General features: G+C 52.5%; 31 protein-coding genes, 1 tRNA gene, 1 pseudogene and 1 riboswitch. Of the genes and pseudogenes, 19 read left to right on the top strand and 14 right to left on the bottom strand.

Translation table 11 applies throughout. The annotated features are described in order from the left end of the window. Nucleotides 1–24: 24 nt before the first annotated feature. The 3 genes from ACESYO_RS03525 to ACESYO_RS03515 are packed head-to-tail and all read right to left on the bottom strand — an operon-like array spanning nt 25 to nt 1,436. Nucleotides 25–327 (bottom strand): hypothetical protein, encoded by a 303-nt coding sequence (locus tag ACESYO_RS03525; protein WP_373209561.1) that lies wholly within the window; start codon nt 325–327, stop codon nt 25–27. Next, a complete protein-coding gene (locus ACESYO_RS03520; RefSeq protein WP_132587331.1) occupies nt 324–608 on the bottom strand; it encodes a hypothetical protein in 285 nt (94 codons plus the stop codon). The genes ACESYO_RS03525 and ACESYO_RS03520 overlap by 4 nt, the downstream gene beginning before the upstream one ends. Nucleotides 609–665: 57 nt before the next feature. After that, nucleotides 666–1,436, bottom strand: a complete 771-nt coding sequence (locus ACESYO_RS03515; RefSeq protein WP_087183955.1) for an SDR family NAD(P)-dependent oxidoreductase — start codon at nt 1,434–1,436, stop codon at nt 666–668. A gap of 143 nt (nt 1,437–1,579) precedes the next feature. On the opposite strand from ACESYO_RS03515, the gene ACESYO_RS03510 reads away from it, so the two are divergent. Continuing rightward, nucleotides 1,580–2,482: a LysR family transcriptional regulator gene (locus ACESYO_RS03510; RefSeq protein ID WP_373209562.1), complete on the top strand. Its 903-nt coding sequence runs from the start codon at nt 1,580–1,582 to the stop codon at nt 2,480–2,482. Nucleotides 2,483–2,547: 65 nt separating this feature from the next. On the opposite strand, the gene ACESYO_RS03505 is transcribed toward ACESYO_RS03510, so the two are convergent. From ACESYO_RS03505 to ACESYO_RS03490, 4 genes are all read right to left on the bottom strand, one after another. Next, nucleotides 2,548–3,639, bottom strand: a complete 1,092-nt coding sequence (locus ACESYO_RS03505) for an aldo/keto reductase (RefSeq protein ID WP_058962910.1) — start codon at nt 3,637–3,639, stop codon at nt 2,548–2,550. Nucleotides 3,640–3,708: 69 nt separating this feature from the next. Continuing rightward, nucleotides 3,709–4,431, bottom strand: coding sequence for a carboxymuconolactone decarboxylase family protein (locus ACESYO_RS03500; protein WP_373209563.1), 723 nt, complete (start codon nt 4,429–4,431; stop codon nt 3,709–3,711). A gap of 3 nt (nt 4,432–4,434) precedes the next feature. Next, entirely contained in the window at nt 4,435–4,800 is a 366-nt protein-coding gene (locus ACESYO_RS03495) for a MerR family transcriptional regulator (RefSeq protein ID WP_058963080.1), read from the bottom strand. An 82-nt stretch (nt 4,801–4,882) separates the two neighbouring features. Further along, on the bottom strand, nt 4,883–5,770 hold the full coding sequence (locus ACESYO_RS03490; protein WP_058962908.1) for a LysR family transcriptional regulator: 888 nt from the start codon (nt 5,768–5,770) through the stop codon (nt 4,883–4,885). A 160-nt stretch (nt 5,771–5,930) separates the two neighbouring features. On the opposite strand from ACESYO_RS03490, the gene ACESYO_RS03485 reads away from it, so the two are divergent. The 7 genes from ACESYO_RS03485 (at nt 5,931) to ACESYO_RS03455 (ending at nt 11,832) form a co-directional block, all read left to right on the top strand. Further along, complete coding sequence (locus tag ACESYO_RS03485) at nt 5,931–6,389, top strand: low molecular weight protein-tyrosine-phosphatase (RefSeq protein ID WP_373209564.1); 459 nt, start codon at nt 5,931–5,933, stop codon at nt 6,387–6,389. Nucleotides 6,390–6,450: 61 nt separating this feature from the next. After that, nucleotides 6,451–6,550, top strand: a riboswitch (TPP riboswitch). A 117-nt stretch (nt 6,551–6,667) separates the two neighbouring features. Next, nucleotides 6,668–7,300, top strand: a complete 633-nt coding sequence (locus tag ACESYO_RS03480; protein ID WP_058962906.1) for a YkoF family thiamine/hydroxymethylpyrimidine-binding protein — start codon at nt 6,668–6,670, stop codon at nt 7,298–7,300. Between the two features lie 44 nt (nt 7,301–7,344). Further along, on the top strand, nt 7,345–7,947 hold the full coding sequence (locus ACESYO_RS03475) for an ECF transporter S component (RefSeq protein WP_058962905.1): 603 nt from the start codon (nt 7,345–7,347) through the stop codon (nt 7,945–7,947). Continuing rightward, nucleotides 7,940–9,397: an ABC transporter ATP-binding protein gene (locus tag ACESYO_RS03470; protein ID WP_373209565.1), complete on the top strand. Its 1,458-nt coding sequence runs from the start codon at nt 7,940–7,942 to the stop codon at nt 9,395–9,397. Before ACESYO_RS03475 ends, ACESYO_RS03470 begins: the two co-directional genes overlap by 8 nt. Then, nucleotides 9,385–10,101: an energy-coupling factor transporter transmembrane component T family protein gene (locus ACESYO_RS03465; protein WP_058962903.1), complete on the top strand. Its 717-nt coding sequence runs from the start codon at nt 9,385–9,387 to the stop codon at nt 10,099–10,101. Before ACESYO_RS03470 ends, ACESYO_RS03465 begins: the two co-directional genes overlap by 13 nt. 16 nt (nt 10,102–10,117) lie before the next feature. Then, the gene (locus ACESYO_RS03460) at nt 10,118–11,344 is read left to right on the top strand and encodes a radical SAM protein (protein WP_058962902.1); all 1,227 of its coding nucleotides are present in this window, start codon (nt 10,118–10,120) and stop codon (nt 11,342–11,344) included. A gap of 2 nt (nt 11,345–11,346) precedes the next feature. Next, entirely contained in the window at nt 11,347–11,832 is a 486-nt protein-coding gene (locus tag ACESYO_RS03455; RefSeq protein ID WP_058962901.1) for a hypothetical protein, read from the top strand. A 106-nt stretch (nt 11,833–11,938) separates the two neighbouring features. On the opposite strand, the gene ACESYO_RS03450 is transcribed toward ACESYO_RS03455, so the two are convergent. Next, nucleotides 11,939–12,133 carry a hypothetical protein gene (locus ACESYO_RS03450; RefSeq protein WP_132587330.1) on the bottom strand — a complete coding sequence of 65 codons (195 nt, stop codon included), beginning with the start codon at nt 12,131–12,133 and terminating at the stop codon, nt 11,939–11,941. 105 nt (nt 12,134–12,238) lie between these two features. On the opposite strand from ACESYO_RS03450, the gene ACESYO_RS16465 reads away from it, so the two are divergent. Both ACESYO_RS16465 and ACESYO_RS16460 read left to right on the top strand, forming a co-directional pair. Further along, nucleotides 12,239–12,967, top strand: coding sequence for a MobA/MobL family protein (locus tag ACESYO_RS16465; protein WP_443983748.1), 729 nt, complete (start codon nt 12,239–12,241; stop codon nt 12,965–12,967). Between the two features lie 51 nt (nt 12,968–13,018). After that, complete coding sequence (locus ACESYO_RS16460) at nt 13,019–13,861, top strand: hypothetical protein (protein WP_443983739.1); 843 nt, start codon at nt 13,019–13,021, stop codon at nt 13,859–13,861. Between the two features lie 80 nt (nt 13,862–13,941). Here the strand turns inward: ACESYO_RS16460 and ACESYO_RS03440 are convergent, their stop codons facing one another. Beyond that, nucleotides 13,942–14,109: an undecaprenyl-diphosphate phosphatase gene (locus ACESYO_RS03440; protein ID WP_278317604.1), complete on the bottom strand. Its 168-nt coding sequence runs from the start codon at nt 14,107–14,109 to the stop codon at nt 13,942–13,944. Nucleotides 14,110–14,409: 300 nt separating this feature from the next. Here ACESYO_RS03440 and ACESYO_RS03435 point away from each other — a divergent pair, with 300 nt between their 5' ends. The 5 genes and pseudogenes from ACESYO_RS03435 (at nt 14,410) to ACESYO_RS03415 (ending at nt 18,973) form a co-directional block, all read left to right on the top strand. Continuing rightward, complete coding sequence (locus tag ACESYO_RS03435) at nt 14,410–15,462, top strand: inorganic phosphate transporter (RefSeq protein WP_058962899.1); 1,053 nt, start codon at nt 14,410–14,412, stop codon at nt 15,460–15,462. 48 nt (nt 15,463–15,510) lie between these two features. Continuing rightward, complete coding sequence (locus ACESYO_RS03430) at nt 15,511–16,134, top strand: DUF47 domain-containing protein (RefSeq protein ID WP_058962898.1); 624 nt, start codon at nt 15,511–15,513, stop codon at nt 16,132–16,134. Between the two features lie 10 nt (nt 16,135–16,144). Then, a complete protein-coding gene (locus ACESYO_RS03425; RefSeq protein ID WP_373209566.1) occupies nt 16,145–17,440 on the top strand; it encodes a TrkH family potassium uptake protein in 1,296 nt (431 codons plus the stop codon). A gap of 18 nt (nt 17,441–17,458) precedes the next feature. After that, the gene (locus tag ACESYO_RS03420) at nt 17,459–18,127 is read left to right on the top strand and encodes a potassium channel family protein (protein ID WP_058962896.1); all 669 of its coding nucleotides are present in this window, start codon (nt 17,459–17,461) and stop codon (nt 18,125–18,127) included. Beyond that, nucleotides 18,075–18,973, top strand: a pseudogene (locus ACESYO_RS03415) (DUF368 domain-containing protein). Before ACESYO_RS03420 ends, ACESYO_RS03415 begins: the two are co-directional and overlap by 53 nt. Nucleotides 18,974–19,189: 216 nt before the next feature. On the opposite strand, the gene ACESYO_RS03410 reads toward ACESYO_RS03415, so the two are convergent. Further along, complete coding sequence (locus ACESYO_RS03410; protein WP_058962894.1) at nt 19,190–19,552, bottom strand: transposase; 363 nt, start codon at nt 19,550–19,552, stop codon at nt 19,190–19,192. Nucleotides 19,553–19,584: 32 nt separating this feature from the next. After that, nucleotides 19,585–20,064: a cation-translocating P-type ATPase C-terminal domain-containing protein gene (locus tag ACESYO_RS16455; RefSeq protein WP_341439441.1), complete on the bottom strand. Its 480-nt coding sequence runs from the start codon at nt 20,062–20,064 to the stop codon at nt 19,585–19,587. Between ACESYO_RS16455 and ACESYO_RS03400 the strand changes: the two genes are divergently transcribed. From ACESYO_RS03400 to ACESYO_RS03390, 3 genes are all read left to right on the top strand, one after another. Continuing rightward, nucleotides 20,011–20,973 (top strand): P-loop NTPase family protein, encoded by a 963-nt coding sequence (locus ACESYO_RS03400; protein ID WP_082669479.1) that lies wholly within the window; start codon nt 20,011–20,013, stop codon nt 20,971–20,973. The genes ACESYO_RS16455 and ACESYO_RS03400 overlap by 54 nt on opposite strands. Before the next feature lie 14 nt (nt 20,974–20,987). Further along, the gene (locus ACESYO_RS03395) at nt 20,988–21,170 is read left to right on the top strand and encodes a helix-turn-helix domain-containing protein (RefSeq protein ID WP_058962892.1); all 183 of its coding nucleotides are present in this window, start codon (nt 20,988–20,990) and stop codon (nt 21,168–21,170) included. 90 nt (nt 21,171–21,260) lie between these two features. Further along, the gene (locus ACESYO_RS03390) at nt 21,261–22,466 is read left to right on the top strand and encodes a tyrosine-type recombinase/integrase (RefSeq protein ID WP_058962891.1); all 1,206 of its coding nucleotides are present in this window, start codon (nt 21,261–21,263) and stop codon (nt 22,464–22,466) included. A 118-nt stretch (nt 22,467–22,584) separates the two neighbouring features. Here the strand turns inward: ACESYO_RS03390 and ACESYO_RS03385 are convergent. Continuing rightward, nucleotides 22,585–22,671 (bottom strand) — tRNA-Leu (locus ACESYO_RS03385). Nucleotides 22,672–22,944: 273 nt separating this feature from the next. On the opposite strand from ACESYO_RS03385, the gene ACESYO_RS03380 reads away from it, so the two are divergent. Beyond that, a complete protein-coding gene (locus ACESYO_RS03380) occupies nt 22,945–24,546 on the top strand; it encodes a CTP synthase (protein WP_270913206.1) in 1,602 nt (533 codons plus the stop codon). Nucleotides 24,547–24,644: 98 nt separating this feature from the next. Here the strand turns inward: ACESYO_RS03380 and ACESYO_RS03375 are convergent, their stop codons facing one another. Together ACESYO_RS03375 and ACESYO_RS03370 are read right to left on the bottom strand one after the other, a co-directional pair. Further along, on the bottom strand, nt 24,645–24,860 hold the full coding sequence (locus ACESYO_RS03375; RefSeq protein ID WP_058962889.1) for a hypothetical protein: 216 nt from the start codon (nt 24,858–24,860) through the stop codon (nt 24,645–24,647). 85 nt (nt 24,861–24,945) lie between these two features. After that, nucleotides 24,946–26,568, bottom strand: coding sequence for a recombinase family protein (locus tag ACESYO_RS03370; protein ID WP_021391045.1), 1,623 nt, complete (start codon nt 26,566–26,568; stop codon nt 24,946–24,948). Between the last annotated feature and the right edge of the window lie 48 nt (nt 26,569–26,616).

Raw genomic sequence — 26,616 nt, 5'->3', positions numbered from 1 at the left:
TGCAGCTGCATGAAAAACCAGCGCTCATCCTTGATTACATTTTTGCTGCAGGTGGCCCCGGCAATCCTCTTTTCGACTGTAGGAAATACCGGCATCGGTCAGCGACTGCAGAATCCCCACCGAAGCGCTGTTGTCCGAAGAGTCGGAGCCGGTGCCACCGAAAATGGGATTGGTGGATGCCCAGCCGAACACATTCAGATTGGTGGTATCCGTCAGCGGCAAAACGCCGTTGTTCTCAAGAAGGACCATGCCCTCCTCACCGACCTCTTTGATTACCGCCTTGCTGTTTGCAATCGACTCCTCGCTCACCTGAGCTCGGGTGTTCATGATGGGCGAAAGATTGTTATAAAGCGGACCAAAACACATAATGTTGACGATAATGGCCACGGCCAGAACCCAGGCAAGTCCCGCGCTCCAGCACACCACGTGACGCGTTCCTTTTTTATCAGAAAATGGGCAGCCACCATAACAATGATAGCCACTGCCAACAGTCCGATGATGGTATAGATATAGCCGCTGAGCATGTTCACGTAGGTCTGCACATCGGTTGTGCTGACGCCCATTGATGTGAAGATTGGTGTCAGCAGATCAATCAGCAGTTGAATCATTCAAATTGCCTCCGTTTTTGTTTTTTCGCTGTTGCTTCTGCAGCGTGCTGCCGCTGTTTACAGGAATGCACCGTTGCAGACCTGGATCACCTGGCCCTTGACGTGACGTCCCATTTTGCTGGCCAGGAACAGGCAGGCATAGGCCTGGTCTATGGGGTCACACTCTGGGCCGGGGAAATACACAAAATGCCCGCTGTGCTCCAACATCTTTGCACCGCCGGGCTGCTCCCCGGCCTTGTTGGCGATGTGGGCCGGGGTCACCGTGGCGCCGGGAGCCACCGCATTGCAGCGAATGTTGGTGTCGATGAGCCGCATAGCCACATTCTTGGTCAGTGTGTTCAGCGCGCCCTTGGTGGAGGTATAGGTAGCTCCACAGAAGGGCCGCTCGCCGTTCACGGAGGAGATATTGATGATGACACCATCGTTTTTAGGCATAAAGATTTTCAGAGCCTCGCGGATATAGCGCATGGGACCGCCCAGGTTCGTGTTCATCACCAGCAGCATCCAGTCATCATCGGTCTCGTCAATCATCTTCTGTTCACCGATTCCCGCGTTGTTGATGAGGATATCCACATCCCCAAACTCGCGCAGAGCGGTCTCAAACACCCGCTGTGTATCCTCGGTGGAGCAGACATCCGCCACTACACCCACTGCGCGGCCGCCTTTGGCGCGAATGCCCTGCACCACCTCATCCAGCTTTTCCTGCCCTCTGGCCGTAAGCACTACGGCAGCGCCTTCCTCGGCAAACAACTCTGCCATGGTCTGACCCATACCATAACTGGCGCCGGTAATGATGGCTACCTTTCCTTTCAACATTTCCTTTTCCAATACAACAACCTCCTTTGTTGGTCCTGATCTCTGGCTTCATTATAAAGCGGCAGAAATGCTATATCAAATACTTATATTTGATGCATTTTCATAATTGAAAATTATAGAATTTTCAATTATACTGGAACCAGGAGGTGGTGAACATGGAGCTTCGCGTGCTGCAATACTTTTTGGCGGTAGCCCGGGAACAGAATATTTCCTCGGCTGCAGAATCGCTGCATCTTTCTCAGCCTACCCTTTCCACCCAATTAAAGGCGCTGGAAAACGAGCTGGGCAAGCAGCTGCTGATTCGGGGAACCAAGGGCTCCCGCAAGGTGCTGCTGACTGAGGAGGGCATGCTTTTGCGCAAACGGGCGGAGGAAATTCTGGAGCTGGTTCGAATGACGGAAAGCGAGATTTCCCTGTCCAACGAGGTGGTTGCCGGGGACGTATACATCGGCACGGGCGAATCGGACCTGATCCGCATTTTTGCCAGAGCCGCCCGGCGTATACAGGAACGCTACCCGGACATTCACTATCACATCCTCAGCGGAAATGCAGATTTCGTTCAGGAGCATCTGGACCGGGGGCTGATCGACTTCGGTGTGGTTTACAGCCCGGTGGACACCAACGTTTACAGTACCATCAAGATCCCCGTTCACGATACATGGGGTGTTTTGATGCGCAGGGACTCTCCACTGGCTGCAAAAGATGTGATTCAACCGCAGGATCTGCTGGACAAGCCGCTCATTCTTTCCGCCCAGAAAACCGACGACTGGCCCATATCCAACTGGTTCGGGCATGATATCACAAAGCTGAACGTAGTGGCTACCTACAATCTGGTATTTAATGCCTCTCTGCTGGTGGAGGAAGGGCTTGGCTATGCGGTTTGCTTCGACAAGCTGATCAATGTGAGCGGAGACAGCAATCTATGTTTCCGCCCCCTTTCTCCCATGATTGAAGCAAAAGCCTCCATCATCTGGAAACGTTATCAGGTTCTGTCCAAAGCAGCCGAGTGCTTTTTGAATGAACTGAAGCAGGAGATGGGCCTGTCCACCGAAATATAAGAAAAACGCCTGTGTCCGGCAGAAAGCTGCCGCAACACAGGCATTTTTGTTTGTTCTGTAAGTGCTCAACCGAAATAGGAGGCAATCTCCTGCATGCGGGCCATCTGATCCACCTGGAAGGGGCACCGGCTGTTGCAGTGGCCGCACTGTATGCAGTCCCCTGCGCCCAGCTCCAGGCCATGGTAATGCTCTGCGGCCATGGAATCCCCGTTCCGGGCCAGATCGTAGTACTTGTTCACCAGGCCCACATCAATTCCCACCGGGCAGGGCTTGCAGTGGTTGCAGTAAACACATTTGCCCACCGCATCCGCCGGGCTGAAAGAGCCGATCACAGAGTAGTCCCGCTCCGGCTCCGAGGCGCAGAAAAAGCCCAGCAGATGCTCGGCCTGCTCCACGCTGCTCATACCCGGCAGCACCGTAATGACCCCGGGCCGGTCCAGTGCGTACTGCATGCACTGGTACTGGGTCAGCGCCTGACCAAAGGGCGAGAGCGAAGCGTCCAGCAGCTGACCACCGGAGAAGGGCTTCATCACTGCGATGCCGATGCCTTCCGCCTCACAGCGCCGGTAGATAGCCGTGCGCTCCTCCACCGAGCCTTTGGCATACTCGCCCTTCTGGTAATCATAGCCCGGATTCACCGAGAACATCAGCATATCCACCGGCGCCTCGTCCAGCACCCGCTGAATGGTAGACGGGGTATGGGAGGAAAGGCCAATGTGCCGTACCACACCCTGCTGTTTCAATTGCAGCAGGTAGGCATAGGCCCCATTGTCCTGGTATTCCTGCCAGTCGGACAGCTCGTCGATACAATGGATGAAGCCATAGTCGATGTAGTCCGTATGCAGTCGGGTCAGCTGCCAGTCGATGCTGCGCTTGATGGCTTCCTCATCGGTGGTCCATCCATAGGTGCCGGTGTGATAATCGGCACCAAAATGCACCTGATACATCACGTTTTTGCGCACGTCGGCAAGGGCCGCGCCAAAGTATGGGAAGGTTTTCCCCTCCGCCGTTGCCAGATCGAAATAATTCACGCCACCCTCATAGGCCCGGCGGATTGTGGCGACTGCATCCGCCTCATTCGCCTGGGCAATATAGGAGGTACCGAACCCCAGCGTGCTGATTCGATCACCCGTTCGTTTGTTGATTCTGTATTCCATTCGCTGCCCTCTCCTTCGTCGCTGCAGGCGGCCACACTTCGGCCACCCCGTCCGGCTCTGCCTGATGGCTCAGGCGAGGCTGTTGTACTGGTCGTCGTTCACCGGCTCCAGCCATTCGTTAGAAGCTCCCGGTGCGGGGATCTCAATGGCAATGTGGGTGAACCATTCATCCGCCGCGGCGCCGTGCCAGTGCTTGACCTCCGGTGCAATATAGACCACATCGCCCGGATGCAGCTTGCGGGCAGGCTGCTCCCATTCCTGATACCAGCCCTCGCCATCGGTACAGAGCAGGATCTGCCCTCCCTTGTGATGAATGTGCCAGTTGTTGCGGCAGCGAGGCTCGAAGGTCACGTTGCACACTTTCACGCCCTCGGCATTCAGTGGATTCAGATAGCTGTTGCCGATGAAATACTGCGCATAGGCAGTGTTGGGCTGACCGAGGCCGAACAGAGAATCCGAGGGATCAGCCTTCTCCTCAGCATAGATTTCCCGCACCATGGGGAAAACCGCCCAGGCGTTGGGCCAACCCACATAAAAGGCGATGTGGGTGATGATCTCCACCATTTCGGTTTTGGTCACGCCATGATTTTTTGCATTCTGGATATGATATTTCAGGGAATTGTCGGTGATACCCTTGGATACCAGTGCCACCACGGTGATCATGGAACGATCCCGCAGCGACAGCTTATCCTCCCGGGACCATACCTCGCCGAACAGCACATCGTCGTTGAGCTGGGCAAATTTGGGCGCAAGGTCGCCCAGTCCGTTTCTTCCTGCCGTTTGTTTGATCATTGATCACTTGCCTCCTGTTCCTGCTTGTGTTTTTCGAATCTCGTGGCGCAGATAATCCAGACGCTGGAGCTGCCGCTCCTTGAAGTGGATCTCGTCCAGGGCCGCGGCCCGCTTTTTTTCCAGCATACGAAGGCGCTCGGCTCCGGTGGCCTCGCCCTCCAGCAGCAGCCGCATGTAAGTCTCCACTTCCTCTGTGCAAAAGCCGATATCGTGCAGGGTCATGATGACGCTCAGACGTTCCAGATCGGAATCGTCGTACTGCCAGGCACCCATCACCTTTTTGACCGCTCCGCACAATCCCCAACTCTCGTATTCCCGCAGAATATTCATGGGAATCTGATATCGCTCGCTTGCCTCCTGAATGGTCATACGCCGCCCTCCAAAAAACAAAATGTAGATGCCCTGGCCGGACATCTACATTGTAAATCGCTTTCAGATCACTGTCTAATACTTATTTTGAAGTTTCAGAAATAGCAAAAAGGCATTTTTTAATATGTTCCAGCAGTGCAGCCACCGCAGGCGGAAAGGTCTCGGTCTTTTTCCAGGCCAGAACCGTACTAGACTCCAGCGCGGGCGACAGGGGCAGAAAGCGCAGTCCCTCATAGCTGCAGCGGAGCCGGATGGTCAGAAACGCTCCCATCCCCTCTCGAGCCAGAAGGGTCATGTTGTAGGGCAGGTTGCCGGTGGCCGCCACCTGCATCTGCTGGGCATAGGGACCCATCCAATGCTCCAGCTCTTTCTGAATCATCTCACGGCGGGTAAAGATCAGGGGCACCTGCGCAAGATCCTCTGCAGTGACACACTCCTTTTGCGCCAATGGATAATCCTCCGGCACATGTACGCCCCATTGCTCCTTCACCGGCAGGCGAATGAAGTCGTATTTGCTGATGTCCACCGGTTCCAGCAGCAGGGCCAGATCCAGCATGCCGTCTTCGATCCGCTCCTTGGTGTTGTCGGCGTTGCCACTGTACAGCTGATAAGTCACCTGAGGATGAAGCGCCTGGAAAGAGGCCAGCCACCCGGCCAGAAGATGCATGCCCTCCAGGTCGCCGCTGCCGATGGAGATTACACCTCGCAGCTCCGGCTCCCGGCGGAATTCCTGCACAGTTTTGTCCGCCAGATCCACCAGCTCCTGTGCCCGGCGGCGCAGCAGCATGCCATCGTTGGTCAGAATAATCCGGTGGCGGCTTCGCTCAAACAGCTTAACCCCCAGCTCCTCCTCCAGCTGCATCAGCTGACGGGAAAGGGTGGGCTGGGTCAGATGGAGCAGCGCCGCCGCTTTTGTAATGTTTTCCTCCCGAGCCACGGCCAGGAAGTATTTGAGCACTCGAAGATCCATGATTTTGCCCCCTCCTCTTTTCAACATCCTATCACGGAACCGCCGGGCAGACAAGGGCAGCTTCCTTTGCCGCAGGGTTTTACATTTTACGCAAAGCAGGTTACAATAGGTCCATAAAACAGCGAAAACGCAAAATTTCCCCGGAAAGGATTATTGTGCTATGACCAGAATACTTTTTGTGTGCTTAGGCAACATCTGCCGCAGCCCCATGGCCGAATATGTGATGCGGGACCTGGTGCGCCAGGCCGGGCTGGAGGACCAGATTCAGGTGGCCTCCGCCGCTACCAGCCGGGAGGAGCTGGGCAACCCGGTGTATCCCCCCGCCCGCCGCAAGCTGGCGGAGCACGGCATTGCCTGCGAGGGCCATGCCGCCCGTCAGATGACTGCCGCAGACTATGACCGGTTCGACCTGCTGATCGGTATGGATCAGAACAACCTGCGGAATATGAACCGCATCTGCGGCGGTGATCCGCAGCATAAGCTGCGCATGCTGATGGATTACACCGACCGCCCAGGCGAGGTGGCAGACCCTTGGTACACCGGCGATTTTGAGCGCACCTGGCAGGATGTGCTGGCCGGCTGCCAGGGCCTGCTGGCGCAGCTGGAGAGCGGGGACTGAATTGCCCCGCTTGACAGCACTTTCCTCCGGTGTTATAGTAAATAGCGAAATTTGAATAGTTTTGGAATTCTGGGGGGACTCTTCGGAGTTGAGAAGGTAAAACCTGACCCCACGAACCTGATCTGGTTCATACCAGCGTAGGGAAGCAATTCTGAAGCCCCGGTTCTGCCCGCCTGTTTCAGTGCGAGCACCGAGACCTTGCAGTAAAAGGGATGCTTTTCCAGGTGAAAGGCATCCCTTTTTCTTTTATATTTCTTGCAAAGGAAGGAATCATTGCTATGGAAAACAACACCTGCTGCGGATGCAGCCGGCCGGACCTGCCCTGGGCGGGCCGCGGCACCAATCTGGATATCTCCGGCTGCCGTTTCTCGCTCTACCCCATGGACTCGAACTTTGTGCCCATCATTTTGGGCGCGCTGGAAAAGACCGACACCTCGGCGGTGTGGAGCCAGTCGGACGCACTTTCCACCGTTTACCGCGGACGCCTGCCCTACGTGGTGGACGCGGTGGAGGGTCTGTTCGTAAACGCATGGCAGCCCACCGTTCACATGGCACTGGAGGGCCAGTTCTCCAAGGGCTGCCCCGGTGACACCGACGGGGACAGCCTGCTCACCCGGGAAGGCCCCGGTCCCAATGCACAGACCATCGCCGGCGCCCACTTCCCGGTGCTGTGCAAACTGGCACTGTATCCCATGGGCGTGAGCGACTACATCGACCGCATTGCCGAGGTCTGGCACATGGCAGAGGATGCCGGTCTGAATCCCACCAGCGTTCATTATGCCACCCGCATCAACGGCGATGTACAGGCAGTGTTTGACTATCTGCATGCGGTCTGCCGCCACATGGAGCAAACGGTTCCCCATTACATTCTGCATTTCACCCTCTCGGTGAACAGCCCCACGGCGGAATGATTCCTCATTATTCAAAAACAGCAATTAAGGAGTTGGAACAACCAATGAAACAGAAAGAATCAAGCTATTCCTGGAAACTGCAGGACATTATTTTTGTGGCCATGCTGTGTGTGGTATTCGGCGTGGTTTATCTGGCAGGCGTTTACCTGATCTCGCCTCTGACCGCCATCTTTGCCCCTCTGGGTGTTTCGCTGCTGGGCACCGAGATGATTTTCGGTATCTGGTTTATGGCTGCCACCCTGGCCGCCTACATTCTGCAGAAGCCCGGCGCAGCCATCATTGCTGAGGTTCTGGCCTCCCTGATCGAGGTGCTGCTGGGCAATATGTACGGTCCTATGGTAATCGTGGCGGGTATCGTACAGGGCGCGGGCGCTGAGCTGGTGTTCGCTGCCTGGCGCTACAAGCGGTTCGACCGCACCACCATGTACCTGGCCTCTGTGGGCTGCACTATCACCGGCTTTTTGTGGAGTTTCGTGCGCTCCAACTATCTGGCCATTGCACCCCAGCTGCTGGTGGTATACTTTGTGGTACGCCTGATCAGCTCCTTTATCTTCTCCGGCGTGCTGTGCAAGCTGATGGGCGACAGTCTGGCCCGCACCGGTCTGCTGAAGAGCTATGCCCTGGGCCGGGCCATGCGGGATGAGTAAGCCGGTGCTCAGCTGCCGGGACCTGACCTTCCGCTATCAGAAGGAGGATGTGTTCCGGCAGCTCTCCTTTGCCATTCAGCCCGGGGAGGCTGTGCTTCTGATGGGGCCTTCCGGCTGCGGCAAAAGCAGTCTGGCCTACTGCCTGGCCGGGCTTTACCCTGCCTACGCGGGAACTCTGAGCGGCGAAATTCTTCTTGAGGGTAAGCCTCTGGAGGATTACCCGCTGGCCCAGCGAGCCCGGGGTGTGTCCATCCTGTTCCAGAACCCGGACGATCAGTTCTGCATGGACCGGGTGGATCACGAAATCCTGTTTGCGCTGGAAAACATCAACTATCCGGGCGATCTGCGTGCCCGCACCCGGGAGCTGCTGGCACTGGTGGGTCTGGAGGATGTGGAGCATCATCTGATTCACACCCTGTCCGGCGGAATGAAACAGAAGCTGGCGCTAGCCACCGCCCTTGCCACCGAGGCAAAGCTGCTCATTCTGGACGAGCCCTTTGCCAATCTGGACCCCGGCTCCTGCGCTGATCTCTCGATGAAGCTGGCTCAGCTGAACCGGCAGGGGCTTTCCCTCTTTGTTGTGGACCACCGGCCGGATTACTGGCTGCCTTTTTTAAGCCGCATTCTGCTGATGGACAAAAGCGGCAACCTTTTGCCGGAAAGCATTCTTCCGGAGGAGCTGCAGGCCCACCGGGAGCTGTTCCGGGAACGTGGCCTGTTTGTGGACGACAGCTGGCTGGAGGGCCAGTCTCCCGCGCCTCTGCCCCAGCCGGAGGAATCCATGGTGCAGGCAAAAGACCTGCGGCTGCTGCAGGGCAAAACCACGGTGGCCGAGCATCTGAGTTTTGACTTTCCCCGAGGCGGCATTACCGCGCTGGTGGGGCGAAACGGCAGCGGCAAAACCACCCTGCTCACCTGCCTTGCCGGGGCCGGACGCTGCAAGGGCAGCCTGAAAGTAAACGGCGCTGCGGGGCTGGTGTTCCAGAATCCCCGGTTCCAGTTTTTGAGCCTGACCGTGGAGGATGAGGTTTTGACCACCCTGCGGGGACTGGAGCCCAAAGCCGAAGAGCAAGCCCTGCGCCAGAAGGCCCGGGCACTGCTGGAGGAATTTGACCTGCTGGCCTGGCGCAAGCACTCCCCCTATGAACTGAGTCAGGGGCAGCAGCGGCGACTGGCTCTGCTGGCCATGCTGGCGGGCAACCGGCCGCTTCTTTTGCTGGACGAACCCACCTATGCACAGGACGAACGGGCCACTCAATTCATCATGGAGCTGCTGCGCCGCCGCATTGATCAGGGTCTCACCGCCGTGATTGCCACCCATGATCTGGCGCTGGCCCGCTGCTTTGCCAACCGGATCTATTTGCTGGAGGACGGCCGCATGCAGCTGCTCAGCCCGGAACAGCTGGACCAATATACCGAGGAAAGGAGCCATGCCCCATGCGCGCTTTGAATCCCGCCTACAAGCTGCTCACCCTGATCATTGCTTCGCTGATGCTCTCGGTCACCTACAACACCCGACTGGATCTGGTGGTGGCAGGCTGCTGCCTGGTGGTAACTCTATGCACCCCGCGGGTGGATCGGAAATTTCTGTTCATCTCGCTCACACCGTTTCTCATCGCTGCCTTCGGCATGTTCATGACCGGCCTGCTGTTCCCCAGTCAGGCGGCTGCACAAGGGGTGGAGACCGCTGTATTCGGCCAGCGGGTGATCTACGCCAGCTCGCTGAAAAGTGCCTGCCAGCTGGCCGCCCGGGTGCTGGCCTTCGGCGGCCTGGGCATGCTGTTCGCGTTTACCACCGAGCCAATGGAGCTGATTATGAGCCTGATGCAGCAGTTCCATCTGCCCCCGAAATTTGCCTATGGCATTCTGGCTGCCTATCATTTCTTCCCGGTGGTGCGTAGCGAGTTCGGCACCGTGGGCGTGGCACTGCGGGTTCGCGGTGTAAAGGCAACACCCTTTTCACCAAAACGAATCCTCCCCATGCTGGTTCACGCACTGGAACGTTCCCAAAGTCTCGCCATGGCTATGGAGTCCCGAGGGTTCCAGAATGATGCGCCCCGGGCTGTGGCCTTCCGGGTACGGTTCGGCTGGGCGGATATCGCCTTTCTGATCGGTTTGCCCGCCGCACTTCTGGTCGGGCTCTGGCTTTTATAACCACAGGAGCAATGCAATGAATCATACAAAACAAGCGGAGCTGGCCCAGCTGCAGGCGGCCCGCTACCCAAACTTTTCCCCTTTTGTGCTGCTGAAGCTGAGCATGATCCGTTACGGGGCAGTGCTCACCCCCGCCGCGCTGGAGAAAATTCAAGGCTCCATTTACGCCTTTTCCAGCGACACTGCCTTTGACATCCGTTTTTCCGGCCGCAAGGCCTGTACTGCCGTGCCCGGACCGATTCTGCTGCGGGACGGCACCTTCGTTTACATCAACTACGGCGACCCTTATGAGGACCCCTACCAGATCGACTGGGAGGGCGGGCTGTTTTTGCTGAAGGAGGGCAACACGCTGATCGATGTGATCGACTTTGTGCCCCGGCCCGAATTTTACGGCAAAATCACCAGCCTCGGCACTCCCATGGCCGCAGTGGCAGACGTACGCGGCCAGAAGCTGATTCTGAACGCCTTCCAGCGCTGCCGCTTCTGGGAGGGCGGCCACCAATGTGGCTTCTGTGCCTTTTTCACCGGCGGACAGAGCCGGGGTGAGGTGAACTGCCAGGATGTGCGGGAAACCATTCAGGAGGCGCTCAAAGAGCCGGGTCGTTTTTCCGAGATCAGTCTGTCTGGTGGATCGGATTTTTCCGGCGAACCGCCCTTTTCCTGTGAGGTGGACCGGTACATCCGGGTCCTGCAGGCCATCGGGGAAAACTTCACCGGCCGCTTCCCCTGCCAGTTGATGGCACCTGCCTATCCCAAACAGCAGCTGGAACGCATCTGGCGCGAGACCGGCATCACCTCCTATGCGCCCAACATCGAGGTCTGGGGCAAGGCTCTGTTTCAGGAGCTCTGCCCCGGCAAAGAGCAATGGGTCGGCTATGAGGAATGGATTCGCCGCACGTTGGACGCGGTAGAGGTATTCGGGCGCGGCAAGGTGTGCACCCAGGTTGTTGCCGGTGTGGAGCTGGCCGCAAAGAACGGCTTTTCCGATGTGGAGGCCGCGCTGGAATCCAATTTTGAGGCCTGTGAGTTTTTCGCCAGCCACGGAGTGAACTTTTTGTGCACCATCTGGCGCCCGCACCGGGCCACCCGGCTGGGTTACCGGCCCATGCCGCCGCTGGAATACTATGTGCGGCTGGCCGAAGGGCTGCACAGCATCCGTAAAGCGCATGGACTTTACAATACAAATGACGACTATAAGCACTGCGGGAACCACCCGGACAGTGAACTGGAAAGGGGTGATTGAGGATGGAACTACCGATTTTCACCCCACTTTCGTCTGAAACAGCTGCCCTCCTGCCTGTATGGGACAATGCGGTGGCACAGGCGCAGGATCTGGAGGGTTCGCTGTCATTTTCCTGTCCCGTGGTGGCCAGCCAGAATGGCGCCACACTCTTACTGGGCCTTGCCCAGGAACGGACCGCCGCCGGACGCGCACTGGTACGGGCACTCTGGTTCGATCAGCCGGTGACTCTGTGGCTGCCGGGTAAGACCGACTGGCTTCAGCTGACTGCCCGGGCCTGGAAGTGCCACATCACCGGCCCGGTGTTCCGGGAGCTTCTGGAGCAGGCACGCCGCCGGGACCCCGCCGCTGACCTTGCCGTCGTATGGGAGCTGCTGCCCACGGCGCAAAGCTCCTCTTCCCAGCCGCCTCAGCCGGTGGACTGCCCCCTTCTGCGGGAGGCAGAAATTCATCTGGAGCTGCTGCGGCCTGCGGAAGTTGATGAACAGTAATACAAAAAGACAGGCGCTCTGCCCGGTGTATCTGACCGGGTGGAGCGCCTGTTTTTTGACTGAGGCAGCCGTTTGCCTCCGGCTTTTTGCAGGGGACAGAAATCGGCTACTTTTTGTTTCTTTTCCGACTGCGGAAAAAGGCGCAAATTCCTGCGCCGCTCACGCCGCTTCCATGCGATATCGCAGCGGTGTTTTCCGTCTCTTTTTTTACCGCCTTAATGGTGATGCTGCAAAGAGCAATTTCCTGCCCGCCTTCCGCAGCAACGGTGACCGTAGTGCTTCCCTCTTTCAAGGGTTTCACGATTGCTTTCGTTCCATCCACCGGGTCCTGGGTGATCTGTACAACACCATCGGGAGTGCTGCTCCATGTTATCTTTTTGTTTGCAGCAGGTGAGTCCAGAGAAGCTTGAATCTCGGCAGCACCGCTTTGTTCCAGACGCAGGCTGTTCTGCTTGACTACACACGCAAACAGGGACTTGGGTGGAGGCAGGTTTTTCTGCCAGCCACCGCTCCCGCAGAGTGGCAGGATCGGGAAACCCTGTGGAACGCTGTGGAGGAAACCGAAACCGCAAAGGACAGTCGCCTCGCCCGTGAATTTGTGGCGGCACTGCCCATAGAGTTGAGCCGGGAGGAACAAATCCAGCTCCTGCAAGATTTTATCAAGGAACAGTTTGTTGCAGACGGAATGTGCGCCGATGCTGCCATCCATGACCCGTATCCTCCCGGACACAATCCCCATGCTCATATCCTGCTGACGGTGCGCCCGCTGGATGAAAAGGGAAAATGGCAGTACAAGCCCGAGAAAGAATATCTCTGTGTCAAAGACGGCGAGGAACGGGGCTTTACTGCCGCTGAGTTCAAGCAGGCACAGGCCGATGGATGGGAGAAACAGTACCAGTATAAGGTAGACAAAAAGAAGGTGTATATGCCCCCTTCCGCAGCGCAGGCGCAGGGCTATGAACGGGTGTCCAAGTACCCCAAAAGCACCAAATATGGCAGGCAGAATCCCATCACGGAACGATGGAATAGTGCTGAACAGCTTGTCCTGTGGCGGGCTGCATGGGCAAATGTGGCAAACCGCCATCTGGAGCGCACCGGACATGAGGAACGCATCGACCACCGCAGCCATGCCTAGCGTGGGCTGCTGGAGCAGCCTACGCTCCATGAGGGTGTGGTTGCCAGAGCCATGGAGAAAAAAGGTATTATCTCTGACCGATGTGAACTGAACCGGCAGATCAAGGCGGACAATGCCCTGCTTCGGGAGCTGAGAGGACAGGTTAAAAAGCTGGCGCAAACAGTCAAAAATACCCTCCCGGCGCTTGCCGAGGCCATGGAAAATCTGCGAAAAAATTTGCTTCTGTTCTGCTATCAGCTGGGGTATCTCCGCAAGGGCAAGGAACGCCTGAACACTTCGCTGAATACGCTGCGCCCTGCCCTCACACAGTACAATCAGCTGGCAAAGGACATCCGAGATAAGACGAAGGAGCGCCGCATCCTGCTTACCGAGAAAAAGGCGCTCTCTGCTGTCCATGTATTCCGACACCGGGAGCTGGCCGCAAAAATTGCGGCACTGACAGAGGATTTGGAAGAATTGCGTTCTGAGAAAAATCTGCTTCTGGCGTCGCTGGCATATACCGAGGAAGATGCCGCCGATAAGTTTCCTAAAGACATTGCAGCCATGGAGCAGAGTCTGAAACGGTTGGAAGAACAGGAGCAGAAATATTCTGCCGAGCTGGACGCTGCCCTGAACGAGTATGCCGGGCTTCGGGAGCAGGCCCAGGGCTTCGACCCGGTGCAGCTCTACAAAACAAAACAGGCCATCCGCCCCGGCAAGGAGCAGGAAGCGGAGAACCGGGCACAGCAGGTTTACGGCGAAAAGTACAGCCCGCTTTTGATGTTTGACAGCAAAAAGGCGATTTCCCGTATGCTGCATGAGGATATGGAGCGGCAGGCAGTACGGAGAATGATGCGACAGGCGCATAAGGAGCAGCAGACTTTTCAAAAGAAAAAGAGCGAACAGGAACGGTAACCCACCGTTCCTGTTCACTACAAACCTTAACGGGATTTCCCCATAACATTTGATTTGTCTTGATAATTATTTACATCCCATCATTCAATAAAACCAAAGTATATCGCAGCAGCTGCGGCAAGAGCGATTCGATACCAGCCCAAAATTCTGAAATTATGTTTTTTGATGAACGACATAAGGAAACGAATAGATATTATCGATACCAAAAACGCAACCAACATTCCGGTAAGTAGTACAGCACACTCAATAGCTGTAAAATATCAACGAAAAGGCCGCAAGAATATTGCCGCTATGGAGCAAATCTTGAAGCGGATAAAAAGAATGAAGTGACTGCGATCACTCACACTTGACATTATATAGATATTGTGATAATATGACAAACTGGAATGAGTGGTGGAGTCTGTCATAGAGAGCTTTTTGCATCTCTATTTATTCCAAAATGTTTTTAATCAAAAATTAGTTGCTGATATTTGATTAAGCACAGAAGGCAGAACTTCTCACAGAAGGGTCTGCCTTCTTTTTTTGCCAATGATTTGAGGAGGGAAATTGTGGATTTTTCTTTTAGTGCATTTCTTGAAGGGGTCTCATCAAGTCCGATCTTATGCATCACAGTATTATTTACATTGGGCGTGATTTTTGTAAACGGTTGGACCGATGCGCCCAACGCTATCGCAACATGCATCACGACTCGATGTATGCGTGTGCGCAGCGCCATTTTGATGAGTGCGGTATTTAATTTTCTTGGCGTCTTAATTATGACTCAGATGAACAGCTCGGTAGCCTCCACCATAAGCAACATGGTTGACTTTGGCGGTGATACGCACAGCGCTCTCGTTGCCTTGTGTGCCGCCCTGCTTTCCATTGTGGTGTATAGCGTAGGTGCTTCCCGTTTAGGAATTCCCACCAGCGAGAGTCACAGTCTGATTGCCGGCTTGACCGGAGCGGCTCTGGCCATTCAAAACGGAACTGACGGGATCAATATGGATGAGTGGTCCAAGGTGCTCTACGGTTTGGTACTGAGCCTTGTGCTGGGTTTTGCTATCGGCTGGATCATGTGCAAACTGGTTACGCTGATATGCAGTTCTAAGGATCGCCGAACGACCAATCGTTTTTTTGAAGCAGCGCAAATTTTCGGTGCTGCAGCTATGAGTTTTATGCACGGTGCACAGGATGGTCAAAAGTTTATCGGCGTTTTGTTTTTAGGGATCGCTTTTTCAAATGGCCAGAGTAGTGTTACTGGAATGACCATCCCGGTCTGGCTAATGCTGCTGTGCAGTATCATCATGGCTCTTGGGACAAGCGTAGGCGGAGAGAAAATCATCAAATCTGTGGGTATGGACATGGTAAAACTGGAAAAATATCAGGGATTCTCTGCCGATCTTGCCGCAGCGTTCTGCCTGTTGCTCTCCAGTCTGTTTGGCATTCCGGTTTCAACCACCCATACAAAAACCAGCGCGATCATGGGCGTTGGTGCTGTAAAAAGGCTTTCCGCCATCAATCTTGGTGTTGTGAAGGATATGGTGCTTACGTGGATTTTCACTTTTCCGGGGTGTGGATTGATCAGTTTCGTGGTAGCGAAAATCTTTATTGACGTTTTTTAAGCATAAATGCATTTGCGTTAATATAATAACCAGTATGAGGTGGAAACAATGTCGAAAAAACAAGATTCTTTTTATTTTCAGAATTTTATGGACTGTGCAGATTGCTCACGACGAGCCGCGTATTTTTTAAGAGACACCCTGGAGCACTTTGATGCGACAGCTTTAAAAGAAAAGCTGGACGAAATGCATAAGATTGAGCATGCTGGCGACAGCAAAAGACATGAATTGATAAACACCTTGGTGAAAGCGTTTATTACGCCCATTGATCGGGAGGACTTGGTGCAGATTAGCCAGAACATGGATGATCTTACCGACAAAATTGAAGATGTTCTGATTCGAATCTATTACAATCATATTTCTGACATACGTGAAGACGCTTTCCAGATGGTAGATGTACTTATCCGCTGCTGTGAGGAAATCTGCTTATTGATGGAAGAATTTCCACATTTCAAACATTCCAAGAAACTCCACGAATGTATTGTTCGAATTAACAGTCTGGAGGAAGAATCGGACGAACTGTTCATCTCCTGTATGTACCGTCTGCACGGAACAAACATCGATCCGTTGTATATTCTCGTATGGCGGGAAATTTATCTCTATCTGGAAAAATGTGCAGATACCTGTGAACATATTGCAGATATTGTGGAAAGCGTTGTTATGAAAAACAGATGAGGAGAAAAATATGCTTGCGAAGATAAAAAAACAACCTCCAGGGCGATTAATTGCCATGGGGTTTGCCCTGGTGATATTGATTGGGGCACTTTTACTTATGCTGCCAGTATCGGTGCGAAATGATGCGAAGGTACATTTCGTCGACGCCCTTTTTACCTCGACCAGTGCAGTTTGCGTGACAGGTTTGATTTCCATTGACGTTGCGGATCACTTCACCTTCTTTGGTCAGGTAGTCGTTGCTGCCCTGATCCAGATCGGCGGATTGGGCGTTACATCCATTGGTGTAGGACTGATTTTGGCTGCGAGAAAAAATATCGGAATCAAAGGACGGATCCTGGTCAAAGAGGCCCTGAATATAGATGGGATCAAGGGCATTGTCCGGCTTGTTAAAGCGGTTTTACTCATGACCTTCTGCTTTGAACTGGCAGGTGTTATTTTGAGCTTCATCGTATTTGTGCAGGATTACCCCGTCCTGAAAGCGCTTTGGATCAGCATTTTCCACTCCATCGCCGCCTTCAACAACTCCGGCTTTGACATTCTGGGCGGCTTGAGAAATTTAATCCCATATCAAAGCAATGTTCTGCTGAACTTGACTACATGTGGCCTGATCATTTTCGGCGGACTGGGTTTTCTTGTAATTTTAGACATATTGAAAAAACGGTCCTTCCGGAAATTGACTCTTCATTCCAAAGTGGTCTTGTCAACAACGCTTGCTCTGCTTTTGGGCGGTACGCTGCTTTTAAAGGCAACCGAGAATGTGACATGGATGGGTGCGTTTTTTCAGAGCGTATCTGCACGTACGGCAGGATTTTCTACCTATCCCATTGGCGAGTTTACCAATGCAGGCTTATTCACCTTGATCGTACTGATGTTTATTGGCGCCTCGCCTGGCTCTACGGGCGGTGGTATCAAGACAAGTACATTTTTTGTTTTGGTGCAGCATGTACGGAGCTTGTTTACCAAACGTCATATCGGCGCATTTCGTCGCAGTATCCCATTTGAAGTGTTCTCTAAGGCGTGCACCGTTACGCTGCTTTCCATGCTGTTGGTATGCGGCGGAACGTTTTTGCTCTGTGTGCTGGAGCCGGAATACAGTTTTGTGCAGCTTATGTTCGAAGAAGTATCCGCGTTTGGTACAGTGGGTCTTTCTACTGGAATCACGCCGGATCTCGGTGTGGCAAGCAAACTGGTGTTAATTTTCACGATGTTTGCCGGACGCGTCGGTGCGTTTACCTTGCTGACGCTCTGGATAGATCGTCCTTTGCCCAATATCCGTTATACGGAAGAATCTATCACAATTGGATAACACAAGGAGAAGTGTAAAATGAAAAAGAAAAATAATGCAAATTCCTACGGAATTATAGGGTTGGGGCGTTTTGGTATGGCGCTGGTGGAGTGCCTTGCATCAGCGGGAAAAGAAGTCATCGCTATCGATAAGGACGAGACGCGGGTACGAGAGGCCAGGCGCTTTACGGAAATGGCTTTGGTTGTTGATAATCTGGAACAAATGACCCTTGAAGAGGCCGGGATTCAGAACTGTGAAGTTGTTGCCATATGTATTGGAGAACAAATTGATGTCAGCATTCTTGCAACCATGACAGTATTGAAAATGGGCGTCGGACATGTCATAGCAAAGGCAACAAGCTTTATTCATGGCGAAGCGCTCAAACAACTGGGAGCATCGGTCGTATACCCTGAGAGAGATATGGCGATACGGCTTGGCAAAGGACTGCTGTATAATAGTTTTCTGGATTCTATCGCATTGAGCGGCAATGCTGAGGTGCGCCGTATCCAGGTGTCTCAAAAACTGATTGGCACGACCATTCAGGATATGAACATCCGCCGCCGTTATGGAGTAAACATTATCGCCGTTGAACATGACGGCCATACAGATGTGAATTTTGCGGCGGAATATTGCTTCCGTGAAGGTGATGTGATCAATGTCGTTGGACAGATTAAAAATTTGGAACATTTTGAGGAGGATATCCAATGAACCACGGCGAATAACGCGGCATTGGAAAAACTACTTTTCCATCGCTGTGAAAGGGTGTATTGTCGGCGGAACGATGTTGGTTCCGGGTGTCAGCGGCGGTTCAATGGCCATGATTCTTGGCATCTATAGTTCTCTTATTTCCGCCGTCAGCTCATTTCGTCAGAAAAAAGCAGGAACTTTTGCTTCCTGCTTGTGTTTTGTATTGGGGCAATGGTCGGAATGGCGTTGCTTTCAAATCCGATCTCTTATTTAATAACTACATATCCGAAACCGACGATGTATTTCTTTATAGGAGCAGTGATTGGGGGAATTCCCATGATAATCCGCGAATCAAAAATTCATGCGTTCTCATGGAGAGTCCCTGCGTATATTTCTCTTGGCGTACTGATTGTTGTCGGCATATCAGTATTTCCGTTCCGTTCGGAAAATATTGGACAATTAACTGGATTATCAGGATTTTTGAGTTTGTTCGCCGCAGGAGCAATTGCCGCAATCGCACTGCTTCTTCCCGGTGTCAGCGCATCTTATTTTCTGCTGTTGTTAGGGTTGTATGACGAAACAATAACGGCCATTCAAACATTTCAACTGTCTTTTCTGATTCCCATGTTGTTAGGAGGTATCGTTGGTATTATTTTAACAGCCAAGTTATTAGAAAAAGCAATGATGCGCTACCCGCGATTTACATATTTGGTCATCCTTGGCTTCATCCTTGGATCCGTCGCCAGTATTTTCCCTGGAATCCCCGCTTGGAGGGAGTTAATAGTATGTATCGCAGCCGGCTTAGGCGGCTTTTTCATAATCTATTTGCTTTCACATAATGGTGTTATCACAAAAGAGGAAAAATAAAAAGAACTTGACAAATCTCTTTTCAGCAGCAGAAATTAATAGATGCTCTATCGTTATGTCCCATGAGCCATCTACACCGTAAGGATTCGCATCGCATTTTCCGGGGATGTATGGAAAAAGGACAATCCCCATGTCGACCGAACCGGTATAAATGCTATTTTCCCGCACAAAGTATACAAATAAAGGCTCTACTCCCGTTTTAGTGGATAGGAGTATTTAGAAAGGGTTAGGGACAGCGAGTTGGAGTTTACCAGCAACGAGGTAAATCATCGAGGCAAAGCCCTCATAGGTATTAAAGCCACGGGCTTTCCGTTTGGCTGCCTGTATCATGGAGTTAATACCCTCACAGACAGCGTTGGTAATGCGGTGGTAGAAGTAGGCCAGTATCTTCTCCTTGTGGTTGCGTAGTGTGGTGGCAGCGTCTTTCATTGGCTGCAACCGGCAACGGCGCATCCAGGAATAGAGAGAGTCAAAGGCGTTCCTTGCTTCCTCCACCGTATAGCAAGCGTAGAAGTCATCCAGGGCAGCAACAATGCTGTATGCCTTCCAGTAATATATACAGATAATTATCTCTTTCAAAAAAGGCGGAGGGGCCCCTTCCGCCTTTTTGCTTATTTATGAATATGCTTTTTAATGGTCTTTACAATTTCTACTTGTAGAATTGACATAAGGGACATCCCAATGACGATTAGCCACTGTGTGCCATCCAACAAGGTCAACCGGAACGCATTTTGCAGCGCAGGAACAAGCAGAATGCACGCCATCAGAAGAGCAGATACCACGAAGGAAACGATCAACCAAGGATTGATCCCTTCTGCCCGCACCCAGATAGGCTCCGTATTGGAGCGCTGATTAAAAGCGCGAAGCATCTGCGAGAAGGCCAGTACACAGAACGCCATTGTCTGACCGGTCACATGCCCGCCCATGCTTGCGCCGATCCAGTAAGCGCAGGTGGTCATGGCCGCCACAAAGATGCCTTGTATAATAACACGGCGTACCAGATCTTTTTCAAACAGAGTGCCCGATTTTACTGGCTTATGCTTCATAATGTTCTTGCTGGCCGGATCAACACCCAGTGCAAGGGCAGGCAAGGTAGCCGTGGCAAGGTTTACCCATATTTAGCCTCGGATGTTCCTATCCGTTTTAGCACCTTGAAAAAGCGTTTCCCTTCTGCTCATATTGAGCGCACTATTGGCACATCCCAAGAGAATCGTGATTACATTAAAAAAGAAGGAAAGTGGGAAAATGATCCAAAGAAAGACACTTCTATTCCTGATACCTTTTTTGAGTGGGGTGAGATGCCAAAAGAAAGGCAGGGGGAACGAAGTGACTTGGCGCTGCTTTACGACTATGTGAAAGACGGTCTTTCCAACTATGAGATTCTGGAACGCTGTCCCATGTTTATGACCCGGCTAACCGATATAGACCGTGCTCGTGCAACTATTCACAGAGAACAATATAAGAATACCTTCCGTCATCTCCAAATTACTTATATATCAGGAGCCACTGGCACAGGAAAAACACGAACCGTCATGGAGGAAAACGGATATGAAGCTGTATACCGGGTGACAGACTATGAACACCCATTTGATTCCTATGCAGGTCAAGAAGTTCTTGTACTAGATGAGTTCCGAAGCCAGCTAAAAATCTCTGAGCTGCTAAATCTCTTAGATGGCTATCCATTTGATCTACGGTGCCGCTATGCAAACAAGGTGGCCTGTTTCACTACTGTTTATATTATAAGCAATATTCCTCTGTACGAGCAATACCCTAATGTTCAAGCAAGCGACAAAGAAACCTGGAACGCATTATTACGCAGAATCCACACAATTAAGGACTATCATAAAGATGGTAGCATACATGAGTATACGATGGAAGAATACCTGAATAGCTTTGTAGCCCTTGATCCTGTTCGTTATCCCCATCCGTTCGCGACCCTTCATAATAGAGAACCTCGTCTCAGTTCATCTGAACGAACTGATTTAGTCCAGGCATTTTAAGGAGTGTATTATATATGTTTGAAAGCTATCCGGAGATTTTGACCACCAAAGATTTGCAGCAGATTTTCCCGAAGAACAAGGGGGCTATTTATGACCTGCTTAAAACCGGGCAGATTCCAAGCTTCAAAATCGGGCGAGAATACATGATCCCAAAAGCCGATTTATTGGACTTCATTAACCGTCAGATGAAAAAGTAATAGCATGTTCATTATTGGGGTGTTATACTTTATTTGTACCTGTTTCTTTTGCAAGCAGACTTGCCGCAGTGATTGGAAAGGATGCTGTATATGACAGGCAGATTGCAGAAGAAAAATGATTATTATTATGTGGTACTTCAACTGAGAGACACAGACGGAAACCGCAAACAAAAATGGATTGCCACGGGATTGCCGGTAAAAGGAAACAAGGCAAGGGCCACCGAAGAGATGCGAAAGATTCTAAACGAGTATGAGAGGGCCAATCTTTTATTTAGCCCAAACGAACCGTTTGTAGATGTTTTGGAGCGGTGGCTGGAGCACGCCAAACTTCATTTGGAGATTAACACCTATTCCAACTATGAAATTATTTTCCGTGCCCACCTTCAACCCTATTTCCTGGAACACCCCGTAGAGCTGAGAAAGATTCAGACCGCCCATATTCAGGCATATTGTAATTATAAGCTGCAAACCCTCAGCCCTGTTACCGTCAAAAAGCATCTGAGCAATATCTCATGCGCTTTAGAAGAGGCCCGAAAGAATCACATTATACCCTATAACCCCGCCCATGATGTGATCCTTCGGGGGAGCAAGAAGTTTATCCCGAACTTCTACGATGAACAGCAGATTGCCCAGCTCTTTCAGGCAGCACGGAAAAGCAAAATTGAAACTGAGATTATTTTAGCCTGTACCTATGGACTGAGAAGAAGCGAGGTTGCCGGGCTTACATGGTCACAGGTCGATTTTGAAAAGGAAACCATACTCATTTCCAAAACTGCCGTTATCAGCAAAGGCGGCACCGTCTACAAAGAGCGCACCAAAACAAAGAAAAGCTGCCGTGTGCTTCCTATGAGTTCAGAGATTAAGCAATACTTGCAGAACCTCTATAATAGGCAGCAACAGCAGCAGCAAAGTTTAGGCGCTCATTATCACCCATCCGACTTTGTATGCCGACAGGCAGATGGAAGAGTTTTCTCCGTTGAAGCAATCAGCAGCAATTTCAAAAAACTTTTGGCAGACAACGATCTTCCCCCGATTCGGTTTCACGATCTCAGGCACTCAGCAGCCACCAAACTTCTGGCAGATGGTTATAATATGAAGTGCGTCTCTGAGTTTCTGGGGCACTGTGATATTCACACAACCATGAACATCTACGCACATGTGAGCAATCAAACCAAAAAAGAAATGGCTGGCAGCATGGGGGGATTATTAAACAGTCTGAATGATCCACCGCCTCAAACACCGGTAGAAGCTCCGGTAGAAAAGATTATCTACTTCCCAGCTTCCCGCGCAATATAAGGAATCAGGGTAGAAGATGGTAGAAAAGCGGTAGAAAAAACCTTCACATCAGGGGAATTCCATAATAGGAATATATAGCAAAACCCCTGTAAACCGTTGAGTTTACAGGGGTTTCAACTGGTGCGGATGAAGGGACTTGAACCCCCACGGTATCGCTACCACTAGAACCTGAATCTAGCGCGTCTGCCAATTCCGCCACATCCGCATATTTTTTTCGCTTTGGCTGTTCACCTCAGCGACATGTTTTATTATAGCACGGATTCAGAGAATGTCAACACCTGTTTTCGAATTTTTTGAAAATATTTTTCCAAATGGTTTTGCAGCCTTTGGAATTGACATTCCCTTTTCGTATGCGTATAATATATAAAATGTTAGGACAAAGGCGTCCATCCCAAGGCGGTAGTATCCGCTTTCACGGGATGGGCGCTTTTTCTTTTTTGTTATAACAGACACAATCTTCAAGGGGGATATTGGGAGTATGGCAAGCAAGCATATTTTTGTGACCGGCGGTGTGGTTTCCGGCCTGGGCAAGGGCATCAGCGCGGCCAGTCTGGGCCGGCTGCTCAAGCAGCGTGGTTTGAAGGTGGCAGCCCAGAAGCTGGACCCTTATGTAAATGTGGACCCGGGTACCATGAGCCCTTACCAGCACGGTGAGGTATTCGTGACCGAGGACGGTGTGGAAACCGACCTGGACTTGGGCCACTACGAGCGCTTCATCGACGAGGATCTGAACAAGCTCTCCAACCTGACCAGCGGCCGGGTCTACTGGAATGTACTGCACAAGGAGCGGGCTGGTGAATATCTGGGCCACACGGTGCAGATCATTCCTCACGTAACCAACGAGATCAAGGAATTTGTTTACGGCCTGGGCGAATACACCAAGGCAGATGTGGTCATCACCGAGATCGGCGGTACCATCGGCGACATCGAGAGCCAGCCGTTTCTGGAAGCCATCCGGCAGATCAGCCGGGAGGTCGGCCGGGAAAACTGCCTGTTTTTGCATGTGGTGCTGGTTCCCTACCTGAAATGCTCCGGCGAGCATAAGACCAAACCCGCCCAGCATTCGGTACATGAGCTGCAGAGTATGGGCATTATGCCGGACGTGATCATCGCCCGCTGTGACGAACCCCTGGAGGACGGTATCCTGCAGAAGATCGCTGCATTCTGCAACGTGGAGCAGGACTGTGTAATCGAAAACCGTACCCTTCCCAGCCTGTACGATGTGCCCCTGATGCTGCACGGTGCACGGCTGGATGAGCTGGTCTGCCGTCGCTTCGGCTTTACCGCGCCGGAGCCGGATCTGACCGAGTGGCGGCAGATGTGCACCCGCATCAACGAGCTGAACCGCTCGGTGACCATTGCCATGGTGGGCAAGTATGTGGAGCTGCATGATGCTTACCTCTCGGTTGTGGAGGCGCTACGCCACGGCGGTTACGAGAACAGCGCGGCTGTGAGCATTCGCTGGGTGGATGCGGAGCAGCTGAGTGAAGCCAATCTGAACGAGCAGCTGGCCGGTGTGGACGGCATTCTGGTGCCCGGCGGCTTTGGTCAGCGCGGCATTGAGGGCATGATTCTGGCTGCTCGCTATGCACGGGAGCATTCTCTGCCCTACCTGGGCATCTGCCTGGGCATGCAGATCGCGGTGATCGAAGCGGCCCGGAATATGGCTGGTCTGCCCCGGGCCAACAGCCGGGAATTCACCCCGGAAAATGACCAGTGCGTAATCGACCTGATGCCGGATCAGACCGGCGAGCTGCCCAAGGGCGGCACCATGCGTCTGGGCGCATATCCCTGCGCTTTGGCAGAGGGTAGCCGGATGCGTGACATTTACAGCGGGGCTGAGCTGATTCACGAGCGCCATCGCCATCGTTACGAGGTGAGCAACGCCTTCCGTTCGATGCTGGAGGAAGCAGGCGTGCGCTTCACCGGCACCTCTCCGGATGGCCGCCTGGTGGAGGCCATGGAGCTTCCGGAGCATCCCTTCTTTGTTGCGGTGCAGTATCATCCCGAATTCAAGAGCCGCCCCAACCATGCACACCCGCTGTTCCGTGAGCTGATTCGTGCCTGCCTGAAGGGCTGAGCACTTTCTCACCATTTCAACAAAAGCGTGCCTTCCGTCCGCATTGTGCAGATGGAAGGCACGTTTTCCTTTTTATAGCTACCGGGTACATCTCCGCGTTACCGCAGGATCATCGCCAAAACGGCGATTCCCATGATTACAGCGATAAATGCGCTGAAGCCACAGCAGATACGCACACCATACTTTATCGTTTTTTCGCAAAAATCTTTTGCTTTCTCCACATCCGAAAACATGGATGCGATCTTTTCCTCCGTGCCATTTCTGTCTCTCACATCCTGAACATCGATATTCCGGACCAGTTCGTCCAGCGACATTCCAAAATAATCACTCAGCAGAACCAGCCGCTGAAAATCCGGGTAGGATTGGCCGGTATCACATACTTAAAGATATTGGTGTCATTCAATCAATTTTGCCGATGAAGCGGTAGAAGATTTCTACCTCCTGTTCCCGGCTTCCGTCTTCGTTCTTGACCGCCTCATGGACAAGGATTTTTTCAATCAGCGTGTTCAAGAGTTCAGCGGTGAGTTCCGTGGGATTGACGCACTCTTTCATCAAGGCAATCCATTTTTCTGCGTCTGCGGCACTCTGGCTTTCAGCGGCAATAGCAGATTGAAGCTGTTCAATCTTTTCTTCCAGTTCCGCCTGTTCGCTTTGGTACTTCCCGGACAGCATATTGAAGTTGTATTCTGTGATACGCCCCGCCGCCCAGTCCTCATACATCCGGGCAAACAGGGTATCGACCTCGGCTTTCCGCTTCTCCGCTTTTTTCAGTTCAGCAGCCTGTTTTTTTCTTGCGGCGGCCTGTCCTTTGTCATTGGCGTTCAGCAGCCGTTTCAAAAGCTGTTCTTCATCGTGCTGTACCAGCGCCGACCAGTATTGCAGACGGGAGAGGACATAGGCGTAAAGCACATCATAGCGGATGTAGTGCATGGAGCATTGGCGTGTGCCTTGCCCGTTCTTGCTACAATGGTAGTAGCCATAGGGCTTGCTGTTCTGTCTGTTCTCCCCGTAGGCCAGCGACCAGCCGCAGTCCGCACACTTTATCAGCCCCGCAAAAATCTGTGTCGTGCCATTCTTGCGCTCCCTCCGGCGGCTTGCGATCTGCTCCTGTACCTGCCGGAAAACCTGTTCGCTGATAATCGGCTCCTGCGTGTTCTCCACCCGCACCCATTCGCTTTGGGGCTTGCGTATCCTCCGCTTGTTCTTAAAGGAAATATTGGTCTCCCGGTAGTGGATGGTATGGCCGATGTAGGTTTCATCTTTCATAATGCTTTTGACCTGCGCTATCGTCCATGCGTAGCCTTTTTCCTCTGGTGCGCCAGCATAGATATTGGCGAAAGTCCCGTCACGCTGGAAGTTGATAAATCCCGGCGTCGGTACTTTTTCCGCAATCAATATCCTTGTAATGCTGGCCGCCCCTTTGCCGTGAATAGCAAGGTCAAAAATCTTCTCCACGATCCAGCGGGTTTCCTCGTCGATTATCAGCTTGTTCTTGATTTCCGGGTGCTTCTTGTACCCGAGGGGAGCATAGGCGCTGATACGCTGTCCGGCGGCAAACTTTGCCTTGAAAGCAGTTTTTACCTTGCGGCTGGTGTCCTTTGCGAACCATTCGTTGAACAGGTTTTTGAATGGCACAAAATCGGACAGTCCCTTTTCTGTGTCCTCATTCTCCGCAACGGCGATGTACCGCACCCGTTTTTCCGGGAACAGAAATTCCAGATAGTAGTCCATCATCACATGCTCCCGCCCGAAACGGGACAGGTCTTTGGTGACAATGCAGTTTACTTTTCCGGCTTCCACATCGTCCATCATGCGCTGGAAACTCGGACGCTCGAAGTTTGTCCCACTCCACCCATCGTCCACATATTCTCCGACCACATGAAGCCCCTGCTCCCTTGCGTACTGTTGCAGGATTGTCCGCTGCGTTTCAATGCTTACGCTGTCACCATAGCTTTCATCGTCACGGCTTAACCGCATATAAAGAGCCGTGTTGTAAATGGTAGTATTGTAAGGTTGTTTCACCGTAAAAATCCTCCTTCTAAAGAAACAACCCACGCTTACAATACTTTT

Origin of the sequence: Allofournierella massiliensis (genome assembly GCF_964241245.1) — a bacterium.
Lineage (GTDB): Bacteria > Bacillota > Clostridia > Oscillospirales > Ruminococcaceae > Allofournierella > Allofournierella massiliensis.
The sequence above is the reverse complement of the archived record's forward strand: the minus strand, read 5'-3'. Positions and strand labels throughout refer to the sequence as shown.

Bases quoted from the DNA above. Each gene is read 5' to 3' on its own strand.
- ACESYO_RS16460 (WP_443983739.1), top strand. From the start codon at position 13,019: ATGGAGAAAAAAGGTATTATCTCTGACCGATGTGAACTGAACCGGCAG.
- ACESYO_RS03465 (WP_058962903.1), top strand. From the start codon at position 9,385: ATGCGCGCTTTGAATCCCGCCTACAAGCTGCTCACCCTGATCATTGCT.
- ACESYO_RS03480 (WP_058962906.1), top strand. From the start codon at position 6,668: ATGGAAAACAACACCTGCTGCGGATGCAGCCGGCCGGACCTGCCCTGG.
- ACESYO_RS03500 (WP_373209563.1), bottom strand. From the start codon at position 4,431: ATGATCAAACAAACGGCAGGAAGAAACGGACTGGGCGACCTTGCGCCC.
- ACESYO_RS03525 (WP_373209561.1), bottom strand. From the start codon at position 327: ATGAACACCCGAGCTCAGGTGAGCGAGGAGTCGATTGCAAACAGCAAG.
- ACESYO_RS03375 (WP_058962889.1), bottom strand. From the start codon at position 24,860: ATGTCGCTGGACGAACTGGTCCGGAATATCGATGTTCAGGATGTGAGA.
- ACESYO_RS03395 (WP_058962892.1), top strand. From the start codon at position 20,988: ATGTTTGAAAGCTATCCGGAGATTTTGACCACCAAAGATTTGCAGCAG.
- ACESYO_RS03495 (WP_058963080.1), bottom strand. From the start codon at position 4,800: ATGACCATTCAGGAGGCAAGCGAGCGATATCAGATTCCCATGAATATT.
- ACESYO_RS03460 (WP_058962902.1), top strand. From the start codon at position 10,118: ATGAATCATACAAAACAAGCGGAGCTGGCCCAGCTGCAGGCGGCCCGC.
- ACESYO_RS03455 (WP_058962901.1), top strand. From the start codon at position 11,347: ATGGAACTACCGATTTTCACCCCACTTTCGTCTGAAACAGCTGCCCTC.
- ACESYO_RS03475 (WP_058962905.1), top strand. From the start codon at position 7,345: ATGAAACAGAAAGAATCAAGCTATTCCTGGAAACTGCAGGACATTATT.
- ACESYO_RS03430 (WP_058962898.1), top strand. From the start codon at position 15,511: ATGTCGAAAAAACAAGATTCTTTTTATTTTCAGAATTTTATGGACTGT.
- ACESYO_RS03490 (WP_058962908.1), bottom strand. From the start codon at position 5,770: ATGGATCTTCGAGTGCTCAAATACTTCCTGGCCGTGGCTCGGGAGGAA.
- ACESYO_RS03380 (WP_270913206.1), top strand. From the start codon at position 22,945: ATGGCAAGCAAGCATATTTTTGTGACCGGCGGTGTGGTTTCCGGCCTG.
- ACESYO_RS03420 (WP_058962896.1), top strand. From the start codon at position 17,459: ATGAAAAAGAAAAATAATGCAAATTCCTACGGAATTATAGGGTTGGGG.
- ACESYO_RS03510 (WP_373209562.1), top strand. From the start codon at position 1,580: ATGGAGCTTCGCGTGCTGCAATACTTTTTGGCGGTAGCCCGGGAACAG.
- ACESYO_RS03470 (WP_373209565.1), top strand. From the start codon at position 7,940: ATGAGTAAGCCGGTGCTCAGCTGCCGGGACCTGACCTTCCGCTATCAG.
- ACESYO_RS03425 (WP_373209566.1), top strand. From the start codon at position 16,145: ATGCTTGCGAAGATAAAAAAACAACCTCCAGGGCGATTAATTGCCATG.
- ACESYO_RS03400 (WP_082669479.1), top strand. From the start codon at position 20,011: ATGCTTCATAATGTTCTTGCTGGCCGGATCAACACCCAGTGCAAGGGC.
- ACESYO_RS03485 (WP_373209564.1), top strand. From the start codon at position 5,931: ATGACCAGAATACTTTTTGTGTGCTTAGGCAACATCTGCCGCAGCCCC.
- ACESYO_RS03390 (WP_058962891.1), top strand. From the start codon at position 21,261: ATGACAGGCAGATTGCAGAAGAAAAATGATTATTATTATGTGGTACTT.
- ACESYO_RS03505 (WP_058962910.1), bottom strand. From the start codon at position 3,639: ATGGAATACAGAATCAACAAACGAACGGGTGATCGAATCAGCACGCTG.
- ACESYO_RS03520 (WP_132587331.1), bottom strand. From the start codon at position 608: ATGATTCAACTGCTGATTGATCTGCTGACACCAATCTTCACATCAATG.